The sequence below is a fragment of the Methanococcoides burtonii DSM 6242 genome (assembly GCF_000013725.1).
Taxonomy (GTDB): Archaea; Halobacteriota; Methanosarcinia; order Methanosarcinales; family Methanosarcinaceae; genus Methanococcoides; species Methanococcoides burtonii.
Window position 1 is genome coordinate 2,455,958 of sequence record NC_007955.1, and the last position, 20,747, is coordinate 2,476,704.

The window sequence follows — 20,747 nt, forward strand, 5'->3', positions numbered from 1 at the left end:
ATATAATAAATAATTGGGGGTAATCTATTGATATCTGTGATCTCGGTACTTGCTGATCTGTCACTGACTCTTCAAGTGATAGCTTTTGTAATGCTTCTGTATGCGATAAATCTAAGGAAAGAAGGTCTCAAAGAGCATGGGAGGGCGTCTTCTCTTGCGGTATATGTAATGGTCCCTACGATATTGTATATGTTCTATTCTATCAGTCTGGGCTTTAGACTTCCTGAATATGGAATCATACTTGGTATGCACCGGCTTCTCGGCTCAATAGTTCTGATCTTCATAATTCTTTTTGTGACCAACAGATGGAGGTTCAAAAAGAAATTCCATATGGATATTGTAACAGTATGCTGGACTTTGACCCTGATGATGGGAATTGCTGTCTATTTGATATCTCATGCTATCTCATGCTATCTTATGATATCGCTTTTCTTTTTTGCGATCTGCCTTTTCCCATATCACACTCTCAAATGTTCCTGATCTTCAATCCTTTCCTTATTGCTTCATTAAAAGCTTGTGTACAGCATTTGCCAAGTGGGTTCTTGATCTTGCATTGTGACCTTACTTCCCTTTTGATGTCTGTCATGACATCTTTCATATTATCGGTACCGGCGTTAACAACGGTTTTAATGACCTGTTCTTCAGTTATCTCATTGCAATAGCACGCATACTTTGGATCAGCACCCTTTTTGAACCAAATCGGTACTTTCAGATAATTGGTTTTGAATTTTGCTCATGTTTCCGTGAAATATGCAACTTCACATTCTTCATTCATGCAGAGCAGATGATTTTCATCAATATTATCTTCCATCTTTTCTTTTTTCACAAGATGCTTTACAGTAATTGATCCAACCTGTTCACTGCTATATCCACAAATCGGGCACGCGGTCTTCTCTTTGCAAGTATCTATAGTTATAGTATCAGTCACACAACAATTGTTGTTGCTCGAATCGCAGCAACAGTCATCACTTTTCGAATTCCTGTCACAGCAAGATGTTTGGTTCAATATCTTATTATTCATTTAAAGCACTCCTTTGGATGATCGGATTTTTTCCAATACCAGCATTAGAGTAAATTCGTCCATATATCAATTCGTTTGGGTTTCTATATCCCCTTTGGTAACATTTGTCGAAAACCTTATAAACGATTAATCGTTATAGATATGTGCAATCATTAATCGTGACAAATTGCACTACACCAACAAGGAGGAATACATATATGGACACATATTACACAGGTTCTATGATGGAAGAAGAAGAGAAGCTTTTTGAATGGAGAACCGGCGGCTTAAACATTGATGGCAACGGATTGTTCTTTGCTACAGTGGCCGGGTCCATTGCACTTATGGTCCTCATGAGGGTTTCATCTTATAGCAGCCTCCTTTAAATGGGGGAATGTCGGAATTACCGGTAAACTCCCATATTTGTCTTGCTTTTCCTTATTTTCGTCTTATTTTTTGTATCATCGTTTGAACTGAAGTTTTTGGAAATACTTCTGATGATAGTCTTCTGCAGGAGAGAATTCAGATGCTTTTACTATCTCTGTCTTAATGGTACTATCATACTTTCCTGAACGCTCCAGTTGTTCCCTGGATCTGAGTGCAGCTTCCCTTTGAGCATCGTCATGGTAAAATATGGCTGATCTGTACTGTGATCCATGGTCAGGTCCCTGACTGTCCTTTGTCGTAGGGTCATGTGTGTTCCATAATACTTCTAGCAGTTCCCCGTATGTGATGACCGATTCATCAAAAATGATGTCTATGGATTCAGCGTGTCCGGTCGATCCCGTGGAAACATCCTTATAAGTCGGGTCTTTCAATGTGCCGCCAGTGTATCCTACTTTTGTTGAGATCACACCTTCGACTTTGCTGAATGCAGCTTCAACACCCCAAAAGCATCCTGCTGCAAATGTTGCTCTTTCCATTGTCGATTCCTCTCATTTATCGTTCTTTTTTTCCTTTTCCTTCTCTGAACCTTCTGTAAAACCCAATGATGCCGAATTTATACAATATCTTTTTCCGGTAGATTGAGGTCCGTCATCGAAAACATGTCCAAGATGGCTTCCACAGTTTGAACATTGGATCTCAATCCTTTTCATAAAATAGCTATCGTCGATAACTAGTTCCACACGATCATTGGAGATCACTTCATAGAAACTTGGCCAACCTGAGCTGGAGTCAAATTTATTCTTCGAACTGAATATCTCCTGGCCACAAGCTCCACAGCTATATACGCCGGGTCTATCGTTGCGTAACAGCTCGCCTGTGAATGGTATTTCGGTCTTCTTTTCCCTTAGGATGGCATACTGTTCAGGCGTCAGTAATTTTTTCCATTCTTCTTCAGAACGGTTAATTTTTTGTTTCAATCCCACAACCTCCTTACAAAAGCTCCCATATAAAAGTTATTAATACACACTTAAATAATTTCGGTTGTAATTCTTGGGTTTTATATTTATTTCATTTGAATGTCCTATTTCGATCGGAACCTATGGAACACTAATATTTTTATGCAAACGTGTCCAATACCCTATGGGGTAATTTAAATGACCGGATATACAGAGCTATGCAGTTCAGATGATGTGCCGGATGGGGAAATGCGCAGTTTCGATTCAGGTGACAATAAGATTCTGGTAGTAAATCATGGTGGCAAGTTCTATGCCATCGATGCTATCTGTAATCACATGGGTGGTAAAACTTGTGGATAGTAAGCTTTAAGGATAGCACAGTGATCTGCCCTCGTCACAAGTGCGAATATGATGTGACATCGGGTAAGATCAAAAAAAAGCGGGTTTTTTGTGCAGGCATTTTCCGGCAAATGTAATGACCAGATATCTTATGCTACAAAAGTTGAAGGCGGTATGATCTACGTGGATATCTGATCCTGCTGTCTTTTATTGATCGGTGCGATTTTTGGTGTGTTGCTGAAATTGTTGAACTCGATTTACTGCAAATATTTAAATAAAGTTCCTGCACTCCTTAACATATGAGCCTTTTTTTAGCCGCAGTATTCCTTGCTTTTGTTTTATGTGTACTTAGTATCTTCTTAGCTAATGTTGTAAAGAAACGAGTAGCTGACACAGCAAATGGTGGCATGTATCCGAAAGGCTATTGGTTTGGCATGGGTATAGCTTTTGGTCTTTTGCTTGGGATGCCTCTTGGTATTTCCATCGGAATAGCTTTAGGAAATGTTGCTATAGGCATTGCTATTGGTCCGGCACTTGGGATGGGCTTTGGTACTATGATAGGTTACGTGCTTGAGAAAAAACATGTAAAGAACATTCGCCCACTGACAGAAAAAGAGTCAAGGTTGCAGAGGGTGTTCATTGTCTTTACCATCAGTGTTCTTATTCTGGGTGTAACTGTGCTTTTCAGTCTTGTTTATCTTTATGGTCTGATCTAATTGCATATTCTTGAATGACTAAATATCTATATTAGTTCTGCATTAATAATTGGCTATGGAAATTCTGGACGTTATCCCCTCATGGCTTTCGGGGGATGTTGCGGTTATTTTTTTTGCTTTCTTTGTCGTCATATTGACATTTTTTACAGCCAGGTTGACTGACCGGCTGCTAAAGGCATATTTTGTGCTGGCAAGCAAGAAAATGAACATCGATGAGACCACTTACGGACTTGTACGCCGCATTATAGTAGCAGTGGTCTATTTTGCCGGTTTACTTGTTATCATTTTTCATTTTGAAAGTCTTCGTGACCTGTCCATAGCCCTTTTTGCGGGTGCTGGATTTGCGGGAATTGTCGTTGGTATGGCTGCTCAGAACACTCTCTCGAATATCATTGCGGGTGTTGCTCTTGCGACTTTCAGACCTTTCCGCGTAGGTGATCTGTTGACAATTCATGGTGAATATGGCAGGGTCACTGACATAACTCTTGGTTACACTAAGATCAGGACCTGGGATAACAGGCGTTTGAACATTCCCAATCACGTAATCAGTGATGAAGCCATCATCAACTGGTCCATCGATGATCCGACGGTCAACTGGACAGTTGATATCGGTATTAGTTATGATTCCAATATTGATCTTGCAAGAAGGATCATGATAGATGAGGCCAGTAAACACAAAAATGTAATGTCATACGAAAATCTCCAAAAACATAATTCTCATGAAAAAAAGGGGGAGGAGGTCTCTGTTCTTTTGACCGAACTGGGAGATTTTGCAGTAAATCTCAGGCTTTATGTATGGGTCCGGGATCGTTCGGTGTGCTTTACTACGGGTTGTGATCTGAAGGAAGCCATCAAAAAGAGGTTTGATGCTGAAGGTATTGAAATTCCGTTCCCTTACAGGACGATTGTATATAAGAAAGATATTGAACAGTCACATAAGGGAGACTTTGAAAGGTCTCGTGAAGAACCTGCGGCTTAAATCCCTTATTCTTTTTTGAATAGCTGGCAGCGTATGTAGGATTTCAGATAGGTTTCCTTATCCAGCATAAGGCCGTTATTTTTACATATTTCAACATATGTATTGTTCCAGTTATCTTCATTTGTTTTGAGCATGAAGAATGGCAGCAACATTGCACTGGTGAGTGCCATTCTTGGTCGGGCACAGTCGATAAGGACAAAATATCCTCCATTTCTTAGTACCCTTGAGGTTTCTTTTATGGAGCCTCTTCTGACTTCCTCATCGGTTTCGCAGAATGCTACGCTTGTTACCACTATGTCGAAAGCATCATTCTTGAAAGGGAGTTCATCCATCGTTCCTTTGTAGAGCGATATCTCCTCTTCCATTCCCTTTGTTTTTGAATGAGCATATTTCAGTTGTGTGTCGGAAAGGTCAATTCCATACACTTTACAGGTGTGCTCTGCCTTTTTCTCTATCTCTATATCAAGGGATGCTGTACCACACCCAAGGTCGAGTACCTTCATTCCTTTTTCAAGAGGTAGTTCACCTGCTGCTTTTTCGTAGTATGAATGTCCAAATCCCAACAATGTGGCAAAAATATCATAGTTCCTTCCGCCATAGAGTAACCCAAATTCGTTCCCCTTTTTTCTCATCTTATGGAATATATGTATATATTGATTATAAATTTGTTATGATGATCTATGGGAACCAGACAAATCATAATATTTTTGTAAGGCATTGGCTGATAAATATTTTATACTACAATTCTGTTCTTTAGTACAATTAGAACAGAGAATGTGCAATTATGATGGGTCGATTCAAACACGATGAGTATATTTTCTACGGTGAACTGAGCATTGATGGGAATCTTGTGACTTCCCTATCTCACGATGGCGGAACTTTTGAGATGTCCGAGCTTGCTTTGCTTCCACCTGCTAAACCTTCTAAGATAGTTTGCATTGGTCTGAATTATATTGACCATGCTGTCGAACTTGGCATGGATGTTCCTGTCGAGCCTGTCATATTCATGAAGCCACCTTCTTCGGTCATAGGGTCTGGTGATAAAATAGTTTATCCTGCAATGAGCCAGCGTGTGGACTATGAAGCGGAGCTTGCAGTCGTTATTGGGAAGAGGTGCAGAAACATCGATTACGAGGATGCAGGTGATGTCATTGCGGGGTATACATGCTTTAATGATGTGACTGCTCGGGACCTGCAGCAGAAAGATGGGCAGTGGACACGTGCAAAGAGCTTTGATACTTTTGCTCCTCTGGGTCCGTTCATTGTTCCGGAAGGGGACTTTGATCCCAGTGATGTTTCTATTAAATGCAGGGTGAATGGCGAAGTACGGCAGGATTCCAGTACTTCGAACCTCATATTTGATATACCACATCTGATAGAGTTTATATCGGATATAATGACATTAGAGGTAGGTGACGTTATTTCTACCGGTACTCCTCCTGGTGTGGGGGAATTACTGCGCGGGGACGTTGTCGAAGTAGAGGTCGAAGGTATAGGCACTTTGGCGAATGAGGTGATATAATGCTATTTGATCAGATCAACAGAGAACTTGAGCTTACTGAACGGCATTTGCTCGTTCTTAAAAAGGTCATTGAGAATGGGCCTATAGGTATATTGAAACTTGCTGAAGAGACGGGGATGCCTACGCATAAGGTCAGATATTCTTTGCGTGTCCTTGAGCAGGAACATCTCATAAAGCCATCATCTCATGGTGCTACTGCCGGAGATCTTGCAGAAGAGTTTATCGGGAAATTTGAAGGTAATATAGGCAATATTCTGGAGAAAATAACGCAGATAAGGCATATTGGGGATAAATTCTGATATCTCTTTGTTTTTAATTATAATTTATTATGTTCTACAATTAATTTGATCCTATGAGGGTATTTAGATGACCTTAAGTGATGAAGATAAGATTACGATTGAGAAATTTGCGCTTCAAAACGCTGTTAAATATGGAAAAGCACCTCAACTTGGAGCTGTTATGGGAAAGGTCATGGGTTTATGTCCTCATCTTCGTCCTCTTTCAAAAGAGGTTGGTCCTGTTATTCAGCATGTCCTTGATGAGGTCATGAAAGAGGTGCCTGAAGAATGGCAGGCAAGACTTGAGGTGATAGCGCCTGAACTTATTGAGGAACTGAACACGAAAAAGGAGCCTGATAAAGGGCTTAAGCCTCTGGATGTCAAGGAGGGTGAGAGTGTTGTAATGAGGTTTGCACCGAATCCTAATGGGCCACCAACTCTTGGTAGTACCCGTGGTATCGTTGTGAATTCGGAATATGTCAAGAGGTATGGTGGCAAGTTCATCATTAGATTCGATGATACTGATCCTCAGACCAAGCGCCCTATGCTTGAAGCATATGACTGGTACCTCGAGGATTGCGAGTGGCTTGATGCAAAACCGGACGAGGTAGTCATTGCTTCTGATAATATGGAGGTCTATTATGACTATGCGAGACAGCTCCTCGAGATGGGTCACGCTTACGTGTGTTTCTGTGAGGGTGGTGATTTCAAGAAGTTCAAGGATGCTAAGGAACCATGTCCTCATAGGGGCCATGCACCTGAAGTGAATCTTGAGCACTGGGACAAGATGCTTGCAGGCGAATATGAGGAGAAGGCTGCGGTCGTGAGGATAAAGACCGATATCGAACATAAGGATCCTGCTATGCGTGATTTTGGTGCTTTCAGGATAGTGAAGACAGCTCATCCTCGTCCTGAAGTTGACGATAAATATGTCGTATGGCCATTACTTGATTTCGAGGGTGCAATTGAGGACCATGTGCTTGGTATGACCCATATTATCCGTGGTAAGGACCTGATGGACAGTGAAAAACGTCAGGGCTATATCTATAATTATCTGGGCTGGGAATATCCAAAGACAACTCACTGGGGTCGTGTGAAAATGCATGAGTTCGGTAAGTTCAGCACAAGTGGTTTGCGCCAGTCCATCGAGGATGGCGAATATTCCGGCTGGGATGATCCAAGATTGCCTACACTTCGTGCTCTTAGAAGAAGGGGTATCAAGCCTGAAGCTATTCGTAAGTTCATGATCGATATGGGCGTTGGCGAGACTGATGTCAGTCTCAGCATGGACACTCTCTATGCGGAGAACAGAAAGATCATCGACACTATTGCTAATAGGTACTTCTTTGTGTGGGATCCTGTGGAGCTTGAGGTCGAGGATGCGGTATGTTGTACTGTGAACCCATCTCTTCATCCTTCTGAGGATAGGGGAGTACGTTGCATCGATATCGGTTCAAAGTTGCTGGTCTGCAAGAGTGACGTCGAGTCTGCTGAATTGGGCGATATGTTGCGTATGAAATACCTGTATAATATCGAGATAACTTCTGTATCACCGTTGAAATGTAAATGTATCGGCGATTCAATGGAAGATGCAAAGAGCAACAAGATGCGTATAATCCACTGGGTGCCTGAAGACGGTATTCCTGTGAAAGTACTTGCGCCACAAGGTGAATTTATCGGTATGGGTGAAAAGCAGATCGTGGATGAACTTGACAATGTTGTCCAGTTCGAAAGATTTGGCTTCTGCCGTATCGATTCTGTGGATGATGGCGTTGTCGCTTATTTCACCCACAAGTAAGTTCAAAGTGTATGAACGAGACCGGTATTTCCGGTCTCTTGTTTTAATTTTGAGTGGTAATATGGATTGGAGTAAGTGGAAAAGGTATTATGGTGTAAAGCTTAGGGTCGCTGCATTCATTTTTGGTATTATTGGCTGGTTCCTTCTTTTTGTTTCTATTTTAGGATCACATTTTGAGCAACAGCTCTTATGTCTGGAAACGGTTGCAGGATCAACGACGTTTACACTTGGGATAAAGGTCTTAATATTTTCAGTTATCATTTCAATTATGAAATTCCAGAATGTTATTATGGAAAAGCTAGAAAAGCGTCAAATGTTATTTTCTTTCCTGAAAAAAGCTTACGCTACAGCAGTTTTCGGATGTATTTTCGGGATCATCATTCTATTGATCTGATGTGTCCGAATTGAAATAAGTTGTAAGAAGTCAAAAAAGTTTAAAGCGGTGACCGAAAGGCCACCATATGTATTTTAAAGATCACTCTTCAGTAGGTTTTTCAGGTGCAACTTCTTCAACAGGTGTTTCAGCCACAACTTCTTCAACAGGTGCTTCAGTTACAACTGGTTCAACAGGTGTAATAGATGCGACTGCCATGCGGTGTGGAGGAACTACCTGAACTTCGGTCTTCCTGATCTCTACTCTTCTGAGTGGATAAATGGACTTTGCTTTCCTGTAGATGTTTGCGGAAAGTTTACCGACAATAGCCTCTTCGACAAACTGCTCAAAGTCGAGTTCAGATGCGCGTTTTGCTGTTGTTTCGGTCATGATGTCCCTGAGTGCCTTGATCTGGCTTGTCCTTGCTCTCTTTACGGTGAAGCATATAGGCTTAACCCTGATCTTGTAGCCATCCTTTGTCTTGACATTAAGGTTAGTGTCGATCCTGGAGGTCTGGCGTTTTACAATGGAACGGAGGTAGTCGGTTGTGATCTCGTGACCGATGAACCTTGTGTTTGCAACATCGCCTGTGACGTTGTCGATCTCCAACTTAAGTTTTATGTTGTGTTTCGAGAAATCGTTGGTAAGCTCGCCAACGGTGGTTTCTACAATACGACCAATAAGACTTTCCGGATCGTCAGTTGGAGTTAAACCGATGTGGTTGCTACCAATGAACTTTGGTGCTACGATGTTATACCACTGTTTTAATTTCCACTTATCCAATTTCCTTTGTACTCTCTTTTTAGCCAAGTAATTCCTCCTCTGTAATTATTATTGATGTGTTCGACCAATTCCCTGATCGAACGAAGATGTGATGTTCGTGATTCTGACCGGTAAAATTCCCGTTTGATAGGTTAATTAATAGCGTGCCTATACTGTAGGCGTCTATATATAAACAAATCGGTACATGAAAGTGATATCACAGGAATCGAATTCCCTTTGGTACCTCTCCTACTCTTTTTCTGAATTCCTCTGGCCAGTTTTCGGGGTCTAGTCCCTTCTGTGCAAAGAACGCAGATGCCCAGCGTTCAAGTCCTACACCTGAACAACCAGACCACAGTTCTTCACCGGTCTGGGATTTCACATTGAAACCTGATGGATACTTATTGCCATTGATACTGACGTTCTGGAACTCCAGCCATTCTCCGTCATCTCCTCTGTATGGCAGTGGTGCCTCATAGTCTGTCGTGCCTGCCTCGCCCTGCTCAGAAAGACCTGTAAGCCCTTCCTGTGCCATGAACCATGGGGTTACCCAGGCCTTTCTCCACTCGAGGTCAAGTATCTCATTGAATATGTGCATGTATCTCTCATGCAGCTTCCTGGCTGTCTCAATGACCTGTTCCTTGGTACCGAGCCATACTATCTCGACACGGTGGAACTCGTCCACACGTTCTATGCCGTGAATTCCGCCACTCTCATAGCGGTGTGATGTTCCGGACTTGTCAAAGACCTTTATTGGGAACTCATCGGTAGGTATGGTCTCTCCCTGCAGATACATCCAGAAAGGTGGGCATTGTGCATAACACAGACCGCCTATAGGATCGCCGATCTTTGATTTGATGAGCTCGGTAGGCACTTCATGTGTGACCTTGTAATGGTCGGATACCTCTTCCCAGTATGCAGGGTCCCTTGTTTTTGGAGGGCACACATAGTATATCTCAGGGTAAACACCCTTTGCATGTCCGGATTTCTGCCAGACCTCCCATGGGACAAGTTTCGGGAAGATCATTTCCCTGTATCCCAGAGGTTCAAGAAGCTCATCATAGACTATCTTCTCAAATGTCCTGAACATCTTAGTGGACTGCGGGCCGTGTATCCATTGACCACGGCTTGCACCCCGCTTGATCCATCCATGTTTCATCATTTCCTGAGTAGGATCTCCGGCGAACGTGTGTTCCTTCTTGTCACTTTCCCAGAGGATCTGCCAGTGCTCCGCCTTGCCGCCATAATCCTTTGCCCTTACCTTCTCTTCCATAAGGGTAAGTATCCTGTCAGGAATACGTCTCTCAAGTTCGGATTCTCCAACATTCAGTTCCAGAATAAGACCGCCCTCTACTTTTGATATATTGCTTACGTGAGGGATGTTCATATTCCCAATTTCCCCTTCCGCAGGCATTGATATTGTAAACTTCTTGACATCGACACCGCGAATGCCGATACGGAATTCCTTTCCAAGTTTGGCAGCAAGTGGCTTTTTCAGGCGCATTATTGCATCGTGTGCCCTGACGTACCTTCCGGATTCAATGGTGAGCTCGATACTTCCGTCCACAATATCCCATTGTGTGATCTTCGCTCCCTGTCCTTCAGGTGCTCCTTTTTTAAGGATGGTGTTGTTTGCCTCATCAAAATACTGGGCAATAACTTCCTTTGCACCGGTCGGGTCGGTACTGGTTTTGAATGCTCCTTTAAGATTGAATTTAAGTTCCATGCATTTTTCCTCTTGAAACTGACCGTGATAAATGGACCACTATCATAGTATCTCTGATAATTAGCAAATAGTGGTCTAATTAATTGGATTGTTCGCTAAAACGAACAGTTATGAAATAGGCTTTAGATTTAATAATTTTTCCAACAAAAGCAGGTGAGTACCAGAATGAATGTGATCATTCATTTTCCCAGATATAGCGATTCTCATCAAGGAATCTATGCTGGTCTTCCGTTCTCGACCGCGTATATATCAACGCTGCCGGGTGGAATATCTTGAGCACGTTCTTGCCTTCAAGCATCTCAACAGCTCCCCATTTCATCTTATGGCCACTGCAATATGCTTTCTCTGCTGTGTTCCCAAGCAGGACTATAAGGTTCGGGTCAAGCAGCTGGATCTGCCTGATCAGGAAAGGTTTACAGCAATCCAGCTCCTTTTTGTTGGGATTGCGGTTATTTGGTGGCCTGCACTTGATAGTATTGATGACAGCCCAATCAGAGCTTTCAAGTCCCATATATTCAATAAGCTCATCCAGTATCTTCCCTGCACGACCACAGAAAGGCACGCCTGTTTCGTCTTCTTTCTTCCCCGGAGCTTCACCTATAAAAAGCACTTTCGGCTCATCGGAACCCTTGCGTACGACCTTGTTAATGACCGTTTCAGAAAGAGGGCATGCCGTACAATCAAGGATGTCCTTCTCCACACCCTCTAGTGTTGTCCACTCGTTTTTCATTCTTTGTCCTCTATCTCACATATAACATCTTCAGCTATCTTTGCGTTCATCAAAAGATCATCAACGGTTGCTATCAGGGATGATATCTTCTCGGTCCTGATCGTGATCACAGCTTTATCTTCATTTATCTCCGTCTCCATGTTCGAGAGATTGTCCGGCTTCAATGAAAGGGCGACCTTTTCAGCGATGCTGGGTGCATCAGTACTGATTAACTCAATGGTGGTGGATATTTTCATGTTTTTACATCAGGAAAGCTGTTCAGCAACGATGTCATCTACAAGAGCAATGAACTCCTCTATTTTTTCCGGTTCTACAGAAGCTCCGGATGCGATATTGTGTCCGCCACCTTGCCCGCCAACCGCATCGGCTGCTGTTCGCATGGCATATGCAAGGTCAAGCCCTTTGCTGACAAGTTCTCTTGTCCCTCTTGACGATATCTTCACTTTACCTTCCACCTTATTAATGGCAACAAAAGGCATATCGGGATGGATGTATCGTATGACAGTGCTTGCTATCATCCCTGTGGACTCGAGGTCATCACCTATCAGATAATAAATACTCTTCCCCTTTTGCAATAGCCCCTCAGCTTTATTTATGTCGTTGACAATTGCTTTCTGGCTCTGGGTGGTCATCTCCTTTGCTTCGTCAAGGGTTGAATCATCTCTCATGCAAAGAGCAAGTGCAAGTCCTGGAACTTTCTTTTTTCCACAAGTGTTCATTATGGCAACAAGATCATAGACGTTCTTCACAACTTCATTGTTCAGAATATAAACATCGCCCACAGCAGCATCGATAGCTTCAGGACTTGCTCTTTTTGTAAGCTTCAATACAATGGTCGATATCAGTTTTTGCAGTTTATCACTGTCCATTGAATCGATGTCACCATGTATCTCGAGCATGTCAAGGAAACTGTCTATCTTTTCACGATCTCCTGTGATGTCAAGATAAGGCTCGGGTGTGTTTTCCAGTATATCAGCAATGTCCCCACTGCCTACTTTCAATCCCTTCTTGATGGAAATGACTCCAGCTTCCACAGCCTCGTCCAGTATTATCTTGTTCGCCGTTTCAAAAAGCTGCTTATCCCCAACTGCACCGGCAATTGCAATACCGGCAAGGTCTACATTTTCATGATCAAGTCCCTTTGCTACTAGATATGTAGTGGTAGCTCCGCATAGGTGGACAGCACCATCGATGCCGAACATATGCGGATTTATCATGGCCTTGGCAGGGGAATCTCCGACCGGTTTATGGTGGTCGATGACAATTGTATCGTGCAGTACCTTTCCAATGATATCTGGTTGACCGCTGCCCATGTCACAGAAGATTACGATATCTCCTTCGTTAGTTGTCTCATTGATCATCTCGGCAACACTGTCTTCGAGCCTGCTTACGATCGTAAGGTGATATGGTATGTTCTTTCTGAGGAGCGCCTGGCAGATGATAGCAGCAGATGATATTCCGTCAGCATCGTTATGGGAAATGACACGTGCATGGCTGTATTCTTCTATAATGTCTGCTATCTGCTCTGCAAGTTCGCTTATTTTTTGCATTTCTATCAATCAGATCACCCGTATGTACAACCTTAAATACATAAATAACAACAAAGATCCGGCGTTATCGAACAACCTCTCCGGGTCTGGTATAGCTTCCACTTTCCATAACGGTTCCAACGTTGATGCTGGAATTTATTCCTGTGTGAACGTCATCACCCATTATGACTCCAAGTTTCCTTCTTCCCGAATCCGTTAGTTTGCCTTTAATTTTCACTTTGATGTTCTTACCATCGTGGCGCAGATTGGCAACCTTAGTTCCGGCACCGAAATTACACTTTCTGCCTATAATACTGTCTCCCAGATACGTGAGGTGTCCTATATTCGTACCATCCATTATTATGCTGTTTTTCACTTCAACGGCATTTCCGATGTGCACATCATTTCCAATGGCAGTTGAAGGGCGTATGAAACAATTAGGTCCTATGTCACAGTCATTTCCTATGATCACCGGTCCGATAATGTATGCGCCATTACGTATCAGAGTTCCTCTTCCAACACTCACATCCCCGATAAGGGTGGCATTGGGTTCAATGACTCCTTTTACGGAAGGTTCCATTTGGTTCAAAAGGACTGCGTTCGCATCCAGCATGTCCCAGGGTCTTCCGATATCTATCCATTCTTCTTCCAGTATCTCATATCCGACATCTGCATCACTGTTGATGAGCATCTGAAGGGAATCGGTTATCTCGTATTCTTCTCTTGGTGATAATGTCGTCTGTTCGATAAGGTCGAAGATGGCTTCGCTGAAAAGGTAAATTCCGGCATTTGCAAGGTCCGTTGGTGGAAACTCTGGTTTTTCTATGATATTTATGACCTTATTTCCATCAGTTTCAATAACGCCGAAATCTGATGGATTGTCCACACGTTTTACAGTTATTACTGCATCCTCTTTCCTTTCTATCATGTGTTCAATGTGGTCGGAACTGACTAGTACATCGCCATTCAGGACTATGAACTTCTCTTTGACATGACCTTTTGCATATCCGATAGCGTTTGCAGTGCCAAGTTGCTCTTCCTGATGTACATGGTCAATTGTAACATTCCATCTATCGCCATTTCCAAAATATTGCTCGATGACTTCTTCATGATATCCTGTGATAAAAACGAATCCGTCAATTCCTGCTTCGATGGCAGAATCCACGATATGCTCTAACATGGGCTTGTTGGCGACAGGAAGCATGACCTTTGGAATGGATGATGTTAAAGGGCGCATTCGGGTGCCTTCTCCCGCTGCAAGTATGACAGCTTTCAATTAAGTGCCTCCTTGATAATGTTCTCTGCCATGCTGAACAATCTATCAGCACCTTCTCTTGCTTCGGCTGTGATCCTTATCTTCGGTTCTGTCCCTGAAGGTCTCACAAGAACCCATCCGTTATCCATTTCCACGCGTATTCCATCGATGTCAGATATCTTCCCGCATTTCTCGAGTTTGGAATGGACCACTTCCATAACATGCGCTTTCCTTTCGTTGTCACATTTCACTGTGCCGCGATATGTGGGATAATGTGGTAATTCTTTTTTAAGTTCTGATAATGTTCTGTTCTCTATTAGCTCCATTATCTTTGCAGAAGCGAAGATTCCATCCGGGCAATAGGATATCTTCGGGAAGATCCAGCTTCCTGAAGGTTCTCCTCCAATGTCGGCATTGCATCTTTTGATCTCTTCTGCAACGTAGACATCTCCGACCCTTGTACGAATGACAGTTGAGCCGGGCAGGGCATCGTCCACCATCATCGAGGTATCCACGGGTACTACAATTATAGCACCTTCGTCGCATTCATGTCTGGCAAAAAGTGCAAGCATCTCATCGCCAGTAATGAACTCTCCCTTCTCGTCGATCGCCATCATCCTGTCTGCATCGCCATCCTGAGCAATGCCAATATCTGCACCGAATTCTTTTACGGCTATTTTGAGCAGAGTAAGGTTAGTATCGTTGGGTTCGGGATTGCGTGCCGGGAAGTAACCGTCAGGTTGGGAATTAAGGGTAATGACCTCACACCCCATCTTACGGAGCACATATGGAGTTATCGTGCTACCTGCGCCGCATCCGCAGTCAATGATAACACGTTTTGAGGACCTTTTTACATTCTGCAATATCATGTTGGTGTGCTGGCGGATGGCATTCGCATCTTCTGACACATTGCCAATTTGATCCCAATTGACAGGTTCGAAATCTTCTTTCTCTATGCATTCCTCTATCTCTTCCTGCTGGCTGGAATCAAAGGCCATCCCATCAGGGTTCCATAACTTTATTCCTACATATTCTGCGGGATTATGGGATGCAGTTATCATTACTCCACAATCGTAGTCCTTTGTTGCATATGCAAGGGTTGGGGTACTGACCATTCCGATTCGTACAACATCACAGCCTGCTGAAAGAAGCCCGGAAATGATTGCGTGTTCTATCATCTCTCCTGCAATGCGCGGGTCACGGCCTACAACTGCACTCCTTTTTGTTTTCCCGAGTGCAAGACCTACCTTCAGGGCAAGATCTGTTGTAACTTCCTTATTGGTAATTCCTCTTATTCCGGATGATCCGAATAATTTCATATAATAGCTCCATTTTTTCTTATTCTACGGTTACGCTTTTTGCAAGGTTCTTTGGCTTATCAATAGAGCAATCCTTTGCAAGGGCGGTATAATATGCAAGCAATTGCAGTACAACGGATGACAGTATTGGTGCAAGCATTTCATGTGTCGGTGGAATGCGCAGTACATAGTCAACATATTTCTCTATCTCCGTATCACCTTTTTCTGCTACGGCAATGACTCTGGCTTCTCTGGCTTTTACTTCCTTTATGTTGCTCAATATCTTGTCATAGACATGCCCCTTTGTAGCAATTGCGACAACAGGGGTTCCCTCATCAAGAAGGGCCAGTGGTCCGTGCTTTAATTCTCCACCGGCAAAGCCTTCTGCATGTATATATGATATCTCTTTAAGCTTTAGTGCACCCTCTAGTGCAACAGGGTAATTCACATTTCTTCCAACAAAGAAATAATCCCTCTCTTCTGCGAAGATCTCAGCACATTCACGGATCTCTGCTTTGCGGTTCAATATCTTCTGTATCTTTCCCGGAATCCTTTTAAGTTCTATCAGCAGATCCTTCGCTTCATTTGTGTTGATGGTTCCTCTGGTCCTTGCAAAACGTATGGAAAGTAAGTAAAGAATTATAAGTTGGGCGGTAAATGTCTTTGTAGCGGCAACTCCGATTTCCGGTCCTGCTCTTGTATAAAGAACGCTGTCTACAACTCTTGTTATGCTGCTGCCGACAACATTGGTTATGGCAATGGAATTACAACCGTAGGCTTTGCAGCTTTTGACGGCGGCGAGGGTGTCTGCTGTTTCACCGGATTGTGTTATGGCAATTGAAAGGACATTGTTTCTCATTATCGGATTGCCATATCGGAACTCTGAACCGATATCTACATCAGTGTGTATTCCGGCAAGTTTCTCAAAAAGATATTTTCCGAGAAGTCCTGCATTCCATGATGTTCCGCAGGCAATTATCTCGATCCTGTCAATATTCCTGATATCTTCATCGGATATGTTCAATTCTTCCAGATTGACTGAACCATCAAGTTCGGATAGCTTTCCTGCGAACGTGTCATAAACAGAAGTCGCTTGCTCGTGTATCTCTTTAAGCATGAAATGTTCATAGCCTGCCTTTTCTGCTGCTTCGATATCCCAGTTGATGGTAGTCGTTTCTTTTTCAATCACGTTTCCGTCTATATCGTAAAATTCTACTCCATTTGGCTGCATTTTAACGATGTTCAGGTCATCCACAAAAACTACTTTTTTTGTGTGGCTTAAAAAAGCTGTAACATCCGATGCTGCATAATATTCACCATTGCCCATACCTATTATTAAGGGGCTATCTTTTCTGGCTGCCAGCATGGTATCAGGTTCGCTGCTGCAAACAGTTGCAATTGCATATGATCCTTCTAATTCTTTTAGTGCTTGTTGAAGTGCAGTGAAAAAGTCGCATATCTTTTTAGTGTTGGTTGCACTGCCATATAATTTTGAATGTATAAGATGTGCAATGACCTCTGTATCAGTTTCAGAGAGGAATGTATATCCTTCTTTTTGTAATTGTTCTTTTATGCTCAGATAGTTCTCAATGATCCCATTATGAACTACTGATATGTTGCCTGAGTTGTGTGGGTGGGAGTTGATGGTACTTGGTACTCCATGTGTGGCCCAGCGAGTGTGTCCGATGCCGATGTTCCCCTTTATATCGTCTTTGAGTATTTTTTCAAGGTCATTTATTTTACCAATGGTCTTGTATGTGTCTATGGTTTTATTTAGTAGTGTTATGCCTGCGGAGTCATAACCTCTGTATTCCAGCTTTTTCAATGACTCTACTAATATGGGTGCTGCATTCTGTGTTCCCACGTATCCTATAATTCCACACATTTTACTACCTCTTAGATCACAATGGAATTTTCAGGCAAATTGCGGGATATGATCTTTCCTGAATCTATGTTGCAGTTCGATGATATCATTACTCCGGCTTTGACAAGTACTCCGTGGCCGATAATTGTGTCATCACCTGTGATAGTTCCCAACTTTTCAGCTGTTTGGATATCGTCTTCCAGTTCTATCTTGATGTTCTCTTTGTCCTCTGTGATGAAGTAAGGGCCGATGGAATTATTCATTCCGATCACAGAGTTGGATATGTGTGAATGATTTCCTATTCTGGTATTGTTCATGATAATGCTGTTCTGTAGGTGGGAGAATGAGCCTATGGTTACGTTGTCGCCTATTGTTGTGGATGGGAGGATGACCACGGTTGGCGCGATTTCACAATTGTCTCCGATAATGGCAGGTCCTACGATGTAACATCCTGATCTTATTATTGTATTGTTTCCAATACTAACATTTCCTCGAATTATGGCACCTTCTTCAACAGTACCTTTTATTCCATAATCTTTGGACCTATCAAGAACGATCGAATTGTCTTTTAATATATCCCATGAAAAAACGGCATCGATCCATAATGAATTTGTTATTGTATGGTCTACCTGGAGGCCATCATCGATCATCTGTTGTAATGTATCTGTTATTGCGAATTCTCCCATTTGAGATATGGGGGTTTGCTCGATCCTTTCAAAAATATTCTGGTCGAACATGTATATGCCTGTGTTTATCACATGGCTTACTTCAGCGGTAGGTTTTTCAACTATTTTTTTCACTTTTTTGCCATCACAAACGATGACTCCATATCCGCGAGTGTTTTCCTTTCTTGCTGTTAAGATTGTCGCATTTCCATTATGGTTATCAAGAAGGTCCTTTATGGTGTTTGCTTCTATTACATTGTCCCCGTTTAGAACAAGGAATGTTTCATCTTCTTCTCCCATTAACTCTGCAACCTGCTTTATGGCATGTGCTGTTCCAAGTTGTGCTTTCTGGTGAACATATGTTATGTTAATCCCAAAATCGATCCCATCTTCAAAATAGTCCATTATGCGTTCTTTTTCATAACCTACTACAAGTATAAGGTCCTTTATCTCGTTTTTTGCGAGCGAGTCAATTACATGCTCGATGATTGGTTTATTTGCGACGGGAAGCATAACCTTTGAACGTGTCAGTGTGAGTGGTCTGCAACGTAATCCTTCTCCGGCAGCCAGAATTACAGCTTTCATGTCTAGTAGTGGTCATTCTATGAATTTATATCTTGCCTTTTAGAGATTTTTGAGAATCCAATTAGGGAGTCTGTATAGCTGAAGCTATGGGAATGGCAAGATTGCAAGCGGGTGAGGTAGTTGTGTAGCGAGGGTGATGGGATGTGCTATGCTGAGCATACTGTATAATGAATATGATAAGTTTAAAAAAGTAATTAGATGCTCGGCATGAGCCGAACATCAATAAATTGACAAGAGTGGCCAGGCCACTTATCTTGTGATCAACATTTCTGCAGTTTCTGGTTTGTATTTCCAGTCAATAGGGAGTACCTTTGTAGACTGGTAATATTTCACGAGCCTTCTGATCTTTGATTCAGCTGACTGCAATGATCTCTTGTTGTGTACATCCTTGTTGTTAACTACAAGGTGTTTACGCAATCCGATAGCCTTTACAATTAGGTTGTAGAGGTCTTCAGGTACGTTTGGTTCCTCGCTGTTGTCTCTCAGGATTTCTGTTACCTTCTTTCCTGTTGCGAGTTTAACGTCAGGTACACCATAGTTGTCTCTGAGTACCATTCCAATTACACTTGTAGAGTTGCCCTGTTTCCAGAGGTCAAGTACTACTTTTGTAATCTCTTCTGTTGTTGCTGTGGACCATGCTGGTGATTCTGATCTGATCGGTTTTGTTGAACCGGATTTTCCTTTTGTACGGGTATGCATTTTAGCCATAGCATTCCTCCTGATAATTATAATGTGATATTCAATATATTATTGGTTTGAGTTTGTGCTCAAGTTAAAGGAACGTTGGGAACATTAACTTGAATCGGTACTTTGGCGAAGTGACCTTAATACGCTTGACATTTAATATAAAGGTTATTGTCTTTTTTACCATATGGACAGGGTGATATCAACGTATCCTTTATTGATCTTATTATAGATGGATTCTATCTTTTCGTCCCGGAGTTGTCTAATCTTATTGATATCATTGGTAGTTGCCATTTGGGATACTGTATCATTTATTTCCTCTGACATGCTGTTTTTCAGATAGTTCGCAATATTCTTTTGGTTTGCTCGGATCATATCTTGTTCTGTAATTGTTATTGTGTTGTTGAATTCAAAAGGGTACGCTGTATGGGGTATCATCTGTGCTGATGACAGTGCGGCAGCATCGATAGTTTTGTTGAAACCATCATAATATGTGCCGAATTTAGTTGTGTTCGAGGAGTTGATATGTGTCGTGAGGGTCGTGTCGTTAATTGTACCCAGTAAGTAGCTTTTTGATGGTCTGTTATTTGTTGGCAGTGTCACCCTTGAACTTTGTTTTACTGCATCTATTTGCGGCTTGATGCCGACCGAGATCGAGCTTTTGAGTGGATATCCCTCAACTGGCTCCCACGTTGTATGAAGTTGGTAGCTATATCTTCCTGCTATGCATTTGTCTAGGTATGTATCGATTGCAATACGAGTCTGTTCTTTGTGAGATATGGCTATTGGATCGACCGTTTGTATGGTGCTGCTATTGTCGATCGATAACGTTAGGATAAGATCTTCTGCTATTATTTCTGCAAATGTGCGGTGATTATGCTGCTTATAATATGGTTTGGCAGATGATCCCACTATTAGTTTATCTAGCAGACTACTCGTTCCATTGGTGCTGGAATGTTCTATAATGACTTCCTGTCTGGATGTAGTAATTGTTGGCGTTGGATGGCCAAGGGGGTGTTGTCGGGTGATGTTCCCATATGTATGTTCACGTCATCCGGGATATCGATGTCTACATATATTGTAGATCCTGTGCCGCGGAAATATATCTGTTCTGAGTTATGCACGATCTTGCTGATCTCTATGAGTGCGCTATCTTCATTCGCTTTTTCTTTCAAGTCGGCCATTGCAGTGATTGCAAGGGCCATTATCAGCAAGACCAGAATAGCGGTTATTGCAAATCGAAGGGGCAGGGAATCGTCCGCCCTCTCATGTTCTTTTAGTGATATTTTTGTCGGCAACAT

General features: G+C 42.4%; 26 protein-coding genes. 9 read left to right on the forward strand and 17 right to left on the reverse strand.

Going from position 1 to position 20,747, the window contains the following annotated elements; translation table 11 throughout:
• The first annotated feature begins 27 nt into the window (after window positions 1-27).
• Window positions 28-480 (forward strand): hypothetical protein, encoded by a 453-nt coding sequence (locus MBUR_RS12045; RefSeq protein WP_048063421.1) that lies wholly within the window; start codon window positions 28-30, stop codon window positions 478-480.
• Here MBUR_RS12045 and MBUR_RS14585 read toward each other — a convergent pair.
• Both MBUR_RS14585 and MBUR_RS13190 read right to left on the reverse strand, forming a co-directional pair.
• On the reverse strand, window positions 467-598 hold the full coding sequence (locus MBUR_RS14585; RefSeq protein ID WP_269479025.1) for a hypothetical protein: 132 nt from the start codon (window positions 596-598) through the stop codon (window positions 467-469). The two genes, MBUR_RS12045 and MBUR_RS14585, sit on opposite strands and share 14 nt — an antisense overlap.
• Window positions 599-733: 135 nt before the next feature.
• Window positions 734-1,021: a hypothetical protein gene (locus MBUR_RS13190; protein ID WP_011500316.1), complete on the reverse strand. Its 288-nt coding sequence runs from the start codon at window positions 1,019-1,021 to the stop codon at window positions 734-736.
• A 197-nt stretch (window positions 1,022-1,218) separates the two neighbouring features.
• Here MBUR_RS13190 and MBUR_RS13990 point away from each other — a divergent pair, with 197 nt between their 5' ends.
• Window positions 1,219-1,386 carry a hypothetical protein gene (locus tag MBUR_RS13990; RefSeq protein ID WP_157196739.1) on the forward strand — a complete coding sequence of 56 codons (168 nt, stop codon included), beginning with the start codon at window positions 1,219-1,221 and terminating at the stop codon, window positions 1,384-1,386.
• A gap of 75 nt (window positions 1,387-1,461) precedes the next feature.
• Here the strand turns inward: MBUR_RS13990 and msrA are convergent, their stop codons facing one another.
• Window positions 1,462-1,923 carry a peptide-methionine (S)-S-oxide reductase MsrA gene (msrA, locus tag MBUR_RS12055; protein WP_011500317.1) on the reverse strand — a complete coding sequence of 154 codons (462 nt, stop codon included), beginning with the start codon at window positions 1,921-1,923 and terminating at the stop codon, window positions 1,462-1,464.
• Between the two features lie 12 nt (window positions 1,924-1,935).
• A complete protein-coding gene (msrB, locus tag MBUR_RS12060; RefSeq protein ID WP_011500318.1) occupies window positions 1,936-2,364 on the reverse strand; it encodes a peptide-methionine (R)-S-oxide reductase MsrB in 429 nt (142 codons plus the stop codon).
• Between the two features lie 177 nt (window positions 2,365-2,541).
• On the opposite strand from msrB, the gene MBUR_RS13615 reads away from it, so the two are divergent.
• The 3 genes from MBUR_RS13615 to MBUR_RS12070 all read left to right on the forward strand — a co-directional run bounded on the left by MBUR_RS13615 (window position 2,542) and on the right by MBUR_RS12070 (window position 4,377).
• Window positions 2,542-2,703 (forward strand): Rieske (2Fe-2S) protein, encoded by a 162-nt coding sequence (locus MBUR_RS13615; protein ID WP_083754985.1) that lies wholly within the window; start codon window positions 2,542-2,544, stop codon window positions 2,701-2,703.
• Between the two features lie 278 nt (window positions 2,704-2,981).
• Window positions 2,982-3,398, forward strand: coding sequence for a hypothetical protein (locus tag MBUR_RS12065; RefSeq protein WP_011500319.1), 417 nt, complete (start codon window positions 2,982-2,984; stop codon window positions 3,396-3,398).
• Between the two features lie 55 nt (window positions 3,399-3,453).
• Window positions 3,454-4,377 (forward strand): mechanosensitive ion channel family protein, encoded by a 924-nt coding sequence (locus MBUR_RS12070; RefSeq protein WP_011500320.1) that lies wholly within the window; start codon window positions 3,454-3,456, stop codon window positions 4,375-4,377.
• Window positions 4,378-4,382: 5 nt separating this feature from the next.
• Here the strand turns inward: MBUR_RS12070 and MBUR_RS12075 are convergent, their stop codons facing one another.
• On the reverse strand, window positions 4,383-5,009 hold the full coding sequence (locus MBUR_RS12075; RefSeq protein ID WP_011500321.1) for a class I SAM-dependent methyltransferase: 627 nt from the start codon (window positions 5,007-5,009) through the stop codon (window positions 4,383-4,385).
• 152 nt (window positions 5,010-5,161) lie between these two features.
• Between MBUR_RS12075 and MBUR_RS12080 the strand changes: the two genes are divergently transcribed.
• The 4 genes from MBUR_RS12080 to MBUR_RS12095 all read left to right on the forward strand — a co-directional run bounded on the left by MBUR_RS12080 (window position 5,162) and on the right by MBUR_RS12095 (window position 8,369).
• On the forward strand, window positions 5,162-5,899 hold the full coding sequence (locus MBUR_RS12080; RefSeq protein WP_011500322.1) for a fumarylacetoacetate hydrolase family protein: 738 nt from the start codon (window positions 5,162-5,164) through the stop codon (window positions 5,897-5,899).
• Window positions 5,899-6,198, forward strand: a complete 300-nt coding sequence (locus tag MBUR_RS12085; protein WP_011500323.1) for a hypothetical protein — start codon at window positions 5,899-5,901, stop codon at window positions 6,196-6,198. Before MBUR_RS12080 ends, MBUR_RS12085 begins: the two co-directional genes overlap by 1 nt.
• Window positions 6,199-6,265: 67 nt before the next feature.
• Entirely contained in the window at window positions 6,266-7,975 is a 1,710-nt protein-coding gene (locus tag MBUR_RS12090; RefSeq protein WP_011500324.1) for a glutamate--tRNA ligase, read from the forward strand.
• 61 nt (window positions 7,976-8,036) lie between these two features.
• Window positions 8,037-8,369, forward strand: coding sequence for a hypothetical protein (locus MBUR_RS12095; RefSeq protein ID WP_048063422.1), 333 nt, complete (start codon window positions 8,037-8,039; stop codon window positions 8,367-8,369).
• 81 nt (window positions 8,370-8,450) lie between these two features.
• Here the strand turns inward: MBUR_RS12095 and MBUR_RS12100 are convergent, their stop codons facing one another.
• The 12 genes from MBUR_RS12100 to MBUR_RS12155 form a co-directional block, all read right to left on the reverse strand.
• Window positions 8,451-9,158 carry a 30S ribosomal protein S3ae gene (locus tag MBUR_RS12100; protein WP_011500325.1) on the reverse strand — a complete coding sequence of 236 codons (708 nt, stop codon included), beginning with the start codon at window positions 9,156-9,158 and terminating at the stop codon, window positions 8,451-8,453.
• A 169-nt stretch (window positions 9,159-9,327) separates the two neighbouring features.
• Window positions 9,328-10,836: a serine--tRNA ligase gene (locus MBUR_RS12105; protein ID WP_011500326.1), complete on the reverse strand. Its 1,509-nt coding sequence runs from the start codon at window positions 10,834-10,836 to the stop codon at window positions 9,328-9,330.
• Window positions 10,837-11,011: 175 nt separating this feature from the next.
• A complete protein-coding gene (locus MBUR_RS12110; RefSeq protein ID WP_011500327.1) occupies window positions 11,012-11,566 on the reverse strand; it encodes a uracil-DNA glycosylase in 555 nt (184 codons plus the stop codon).
• On the reverse strand, window positions 11,563-11,802 hold the full coding sequence (locus MBUR_RS12115; protein WP_011500328.1) for a KEOPS complex subunit Pcc1: 240 nt from the start codon (window positions 11,800-11,802) through the stop codon (window positions 11,563-11,565). Before MBUR_RS12115 ends, MBUR_RS12110 begins: the two co-directional genes overlap by 4 nt.
• A 9-nt stretch (window positions 11,803-11,811) precedes the next feature.
• Window positions 11,812-13,125: a single-stranded-DNA-specific exonuclease RecJ gene (locus MBUR_RS12120; RefSeq protein ID WP_011500329.1), complete on the reverse strand. Its 1,314-nt coding sequence runs from the start codon at window positions 13,123-13,125 to the stop codon at window positions 11,812-11,814.
• 55 nt (window positions 13,126-13,180) lie between these two features.
• Window positions 13,181-14,371 carry a bifunctional sugar-1-phosphate nucleotidylyltransferase/acetyltransferase gene (gene glmU, locus MBUR_RS12125; protein ID WP_011500330.1) on the reverse strand — a complete coding sequence of 397 codons (1,191 nt, stop codon included), beginning with the start codon at window positions 14,369-14,371 and terminating at the stop codon, window positions 13,181-13,183.
• Window positions 14,368-15,669, reverse strand: a complete 1,302-nt coding sequence (gene glmM / locus MBUR_RS12130; RefSeq protein ID WP_011500331.1) for a phosphoglucosamine mutase — start codon at window positions 15,667-15,669, stop codon at window positions 14,368-14,370. The genes glmU (MBUR_RS12125) and glmM overlap by 4 nt, the downstream gene beginning before the upstream one ends.
• A gap of 19 nt (window positions 15,670-15,688) precedes the next feature.
• Entirely contained in the window at window positions 15,689-17,533 is a 1,845-nt protein-coding gene (gene glmS, locus MBUR_RS12135; RefSeq protein WP_011500332.1) for a glutamine--fructose-6-phosphate transaminase (isomerizing), read from the reverse strand.
• Window positions 17,534-17,544: 11 nt separating this feature from the next.
• Complete coding sequence (glmU, locus tag MBUR_RS12140) at window positions 17,545-18,762, reverse strand: bifunctional sugar-1-phosphate nucleotidylyltransferase/acetyltransferase (protein ID WP_011500333.1); 1,218 nt, start codon at window positions 18,760-18,762, stop codon at window positions 17,545-17,547.
• A 249-nt stretch (window positions 18,763-19,011) separates the two neighbouring features.
• Complete coding sequence (locus MBUR_RS12145; RefSeq protein ID WP_011500334.1) at window positions 19,012-19,470, reverse strand: 30S ribosomal protein S15; 459 nt, start codon at window positions 19,468-19,470, stop codon at window positions 19,012-19,014.
• Between the two features lie 156 nt (window positions 19,471-19,626).
• Window positions 19,627-20,358, reverse strand: a complete 732-nt coding sequence (locus MBUR_RS12150) for a hypothetical protein (RefSeq protein WP_011500335.1) — start codon at window positions 20,356-20,358, stop codon at window positions 19,627-19,629.
• A gap of 47 nt (window positions 20,359-20,405) precedes the next feature.
• A complete protein-coding gene (locus MBUR_RS12155; RefSeq protein ID WP_011500336.1) occupies window positions 20,406-20,747 on the reverse strand; it encodes a hypothetical protein in 342 nt (113 codons plus the stop codon).

Coding starts and splice junctions, on each gene's coding strand:
- MBUR_RS14585 (WP_269479025.1), bottom strand. CDS start 598: ATGAAAGATGTCATGACAGACATCAAAAGGGAAGTAAGGTCACAATGC.
- MBUR_RS13190 (WP_011500316.1), bottom strand. CDS start 1,021: ATGAATAATAAGATATTGAACCAAACATCTTGCTGTGACAGGAATTCG.
- MBUR_RS13990 (WP_157196739.1), top strand. CDS start 1,219: ATGGACACATATTACACAGGTTCTATGATGGAAGAAGAAGAGAAGCTT.
- msrA (WP_011500317.1), bottom strand. CDS start 1,923: ATGGAAAGAGCAACATTTGCAGCAGGATGCTTTTGGGGTGTTGAAGCT.
- MBUR_RS13615 (WP_083754985.1), top strand. CDS start 2,542: ATGACCGGATATACAGAGCTATGCAGTTCAGATGATGTGCCGGATGGG.
- MBUR_RS12065 (WP_011500319.1), top strand. CDS start 2,982: ATGAGCCTTTTTTTAGCCGCAGTATTCCTTGCTTTTGTTTTATGTGTA.
- MBUR_RS12070 (WP_011500320.1), top strand. CDS start 3,454: ATGGAAATTCTGGACGTTATCCCCTCATGGCTTTCGGGGGATGTTGCG.
- MBUR_RS12075 (WP_011500321.1), bottom strand. CDS start 5,009: ATGAGAAAAAAGGGGAACGAATTTGGGTTACTCTATGGCGGAAGGAAC.
- MBUR_RS12080 (WP_011500322.1), top strand. CDS start 5,162: ATGATGGGTCGATTCAAACACGATGAGTATATTTTCTACGGTGAACTG.
- MBUR_RS12085 (WP_011500323.1), top strand. CDS start 5,899: ATGCTATTTGATCAGATCAACAGAGAACTTGAGCTTACTGAACGGCAT.
- MBUR_RS12090 (WP_011500324.1), top strand. CDS start 6,266: ATGACCTTAAGTGATGAAGATAAGATTACGATTGAGAAATTTGCGCTT.
- MBUR_RS12095 (WP_048063422.1), top strand. CDS start 8,037: ATGGATTGGAGTAAGTGGAAAAGGTATTATGGTGTAAAGCTTAGGGTC.
- MBUR_RS12105 (WP_011500326.1), bottom strand. CDS start 10,836: ATGGAACTTAAATTCAATCTTAAAGGAGCATTCAAAACCAGTACCGAC.
- MBUR_RS12110 (WP_011500327.1), bottom strand. CDS start 11,566: ATGAAAAACGAGTGGACAACACTAGAGGGTGTGGAGAAGGACATCCTT.
- MBUR_RS12115 (WP_011500328.1), bottom strand. CDS start 11,802: ATGAAAATATCCACCACCATTGAGTTAATCAGTACTGATGCACCCAGC.
- glmM (WP_011500331.1), bottom strand. CDS start 15,669: ATGAAATTATTCGGATCATCCGGAATAAGAGGAATTACCAATAAGGAA.
- glmS (WP_011500332.1), bottom strand. CDS start 17,533: ATGTGTGGAATTATAGGATACGTGGGAACACAGAATGCAGCACCCATA.
- glmU (WP_011500333.1), bottom strand. CDS start 18,762: ATGAAAGCTGTAATTCTGGCTGCCGGAGAAGGATTACGTTGCAGACCA.
- MBUR_RS12145 (WP_011500334.1), bottom strand. CDS start 19,470: ATGGCTAAAATGCATACCCGTACAAAAGGAAAATCCGGTTCAACAAAA.
- MBUR_RS12155 (WP_011500336.1), bottom strand. CDS start 20,747: ATGTTGCCGACAAAAATATCACTAAAAGAACATGAGAGGGCGGACGAT.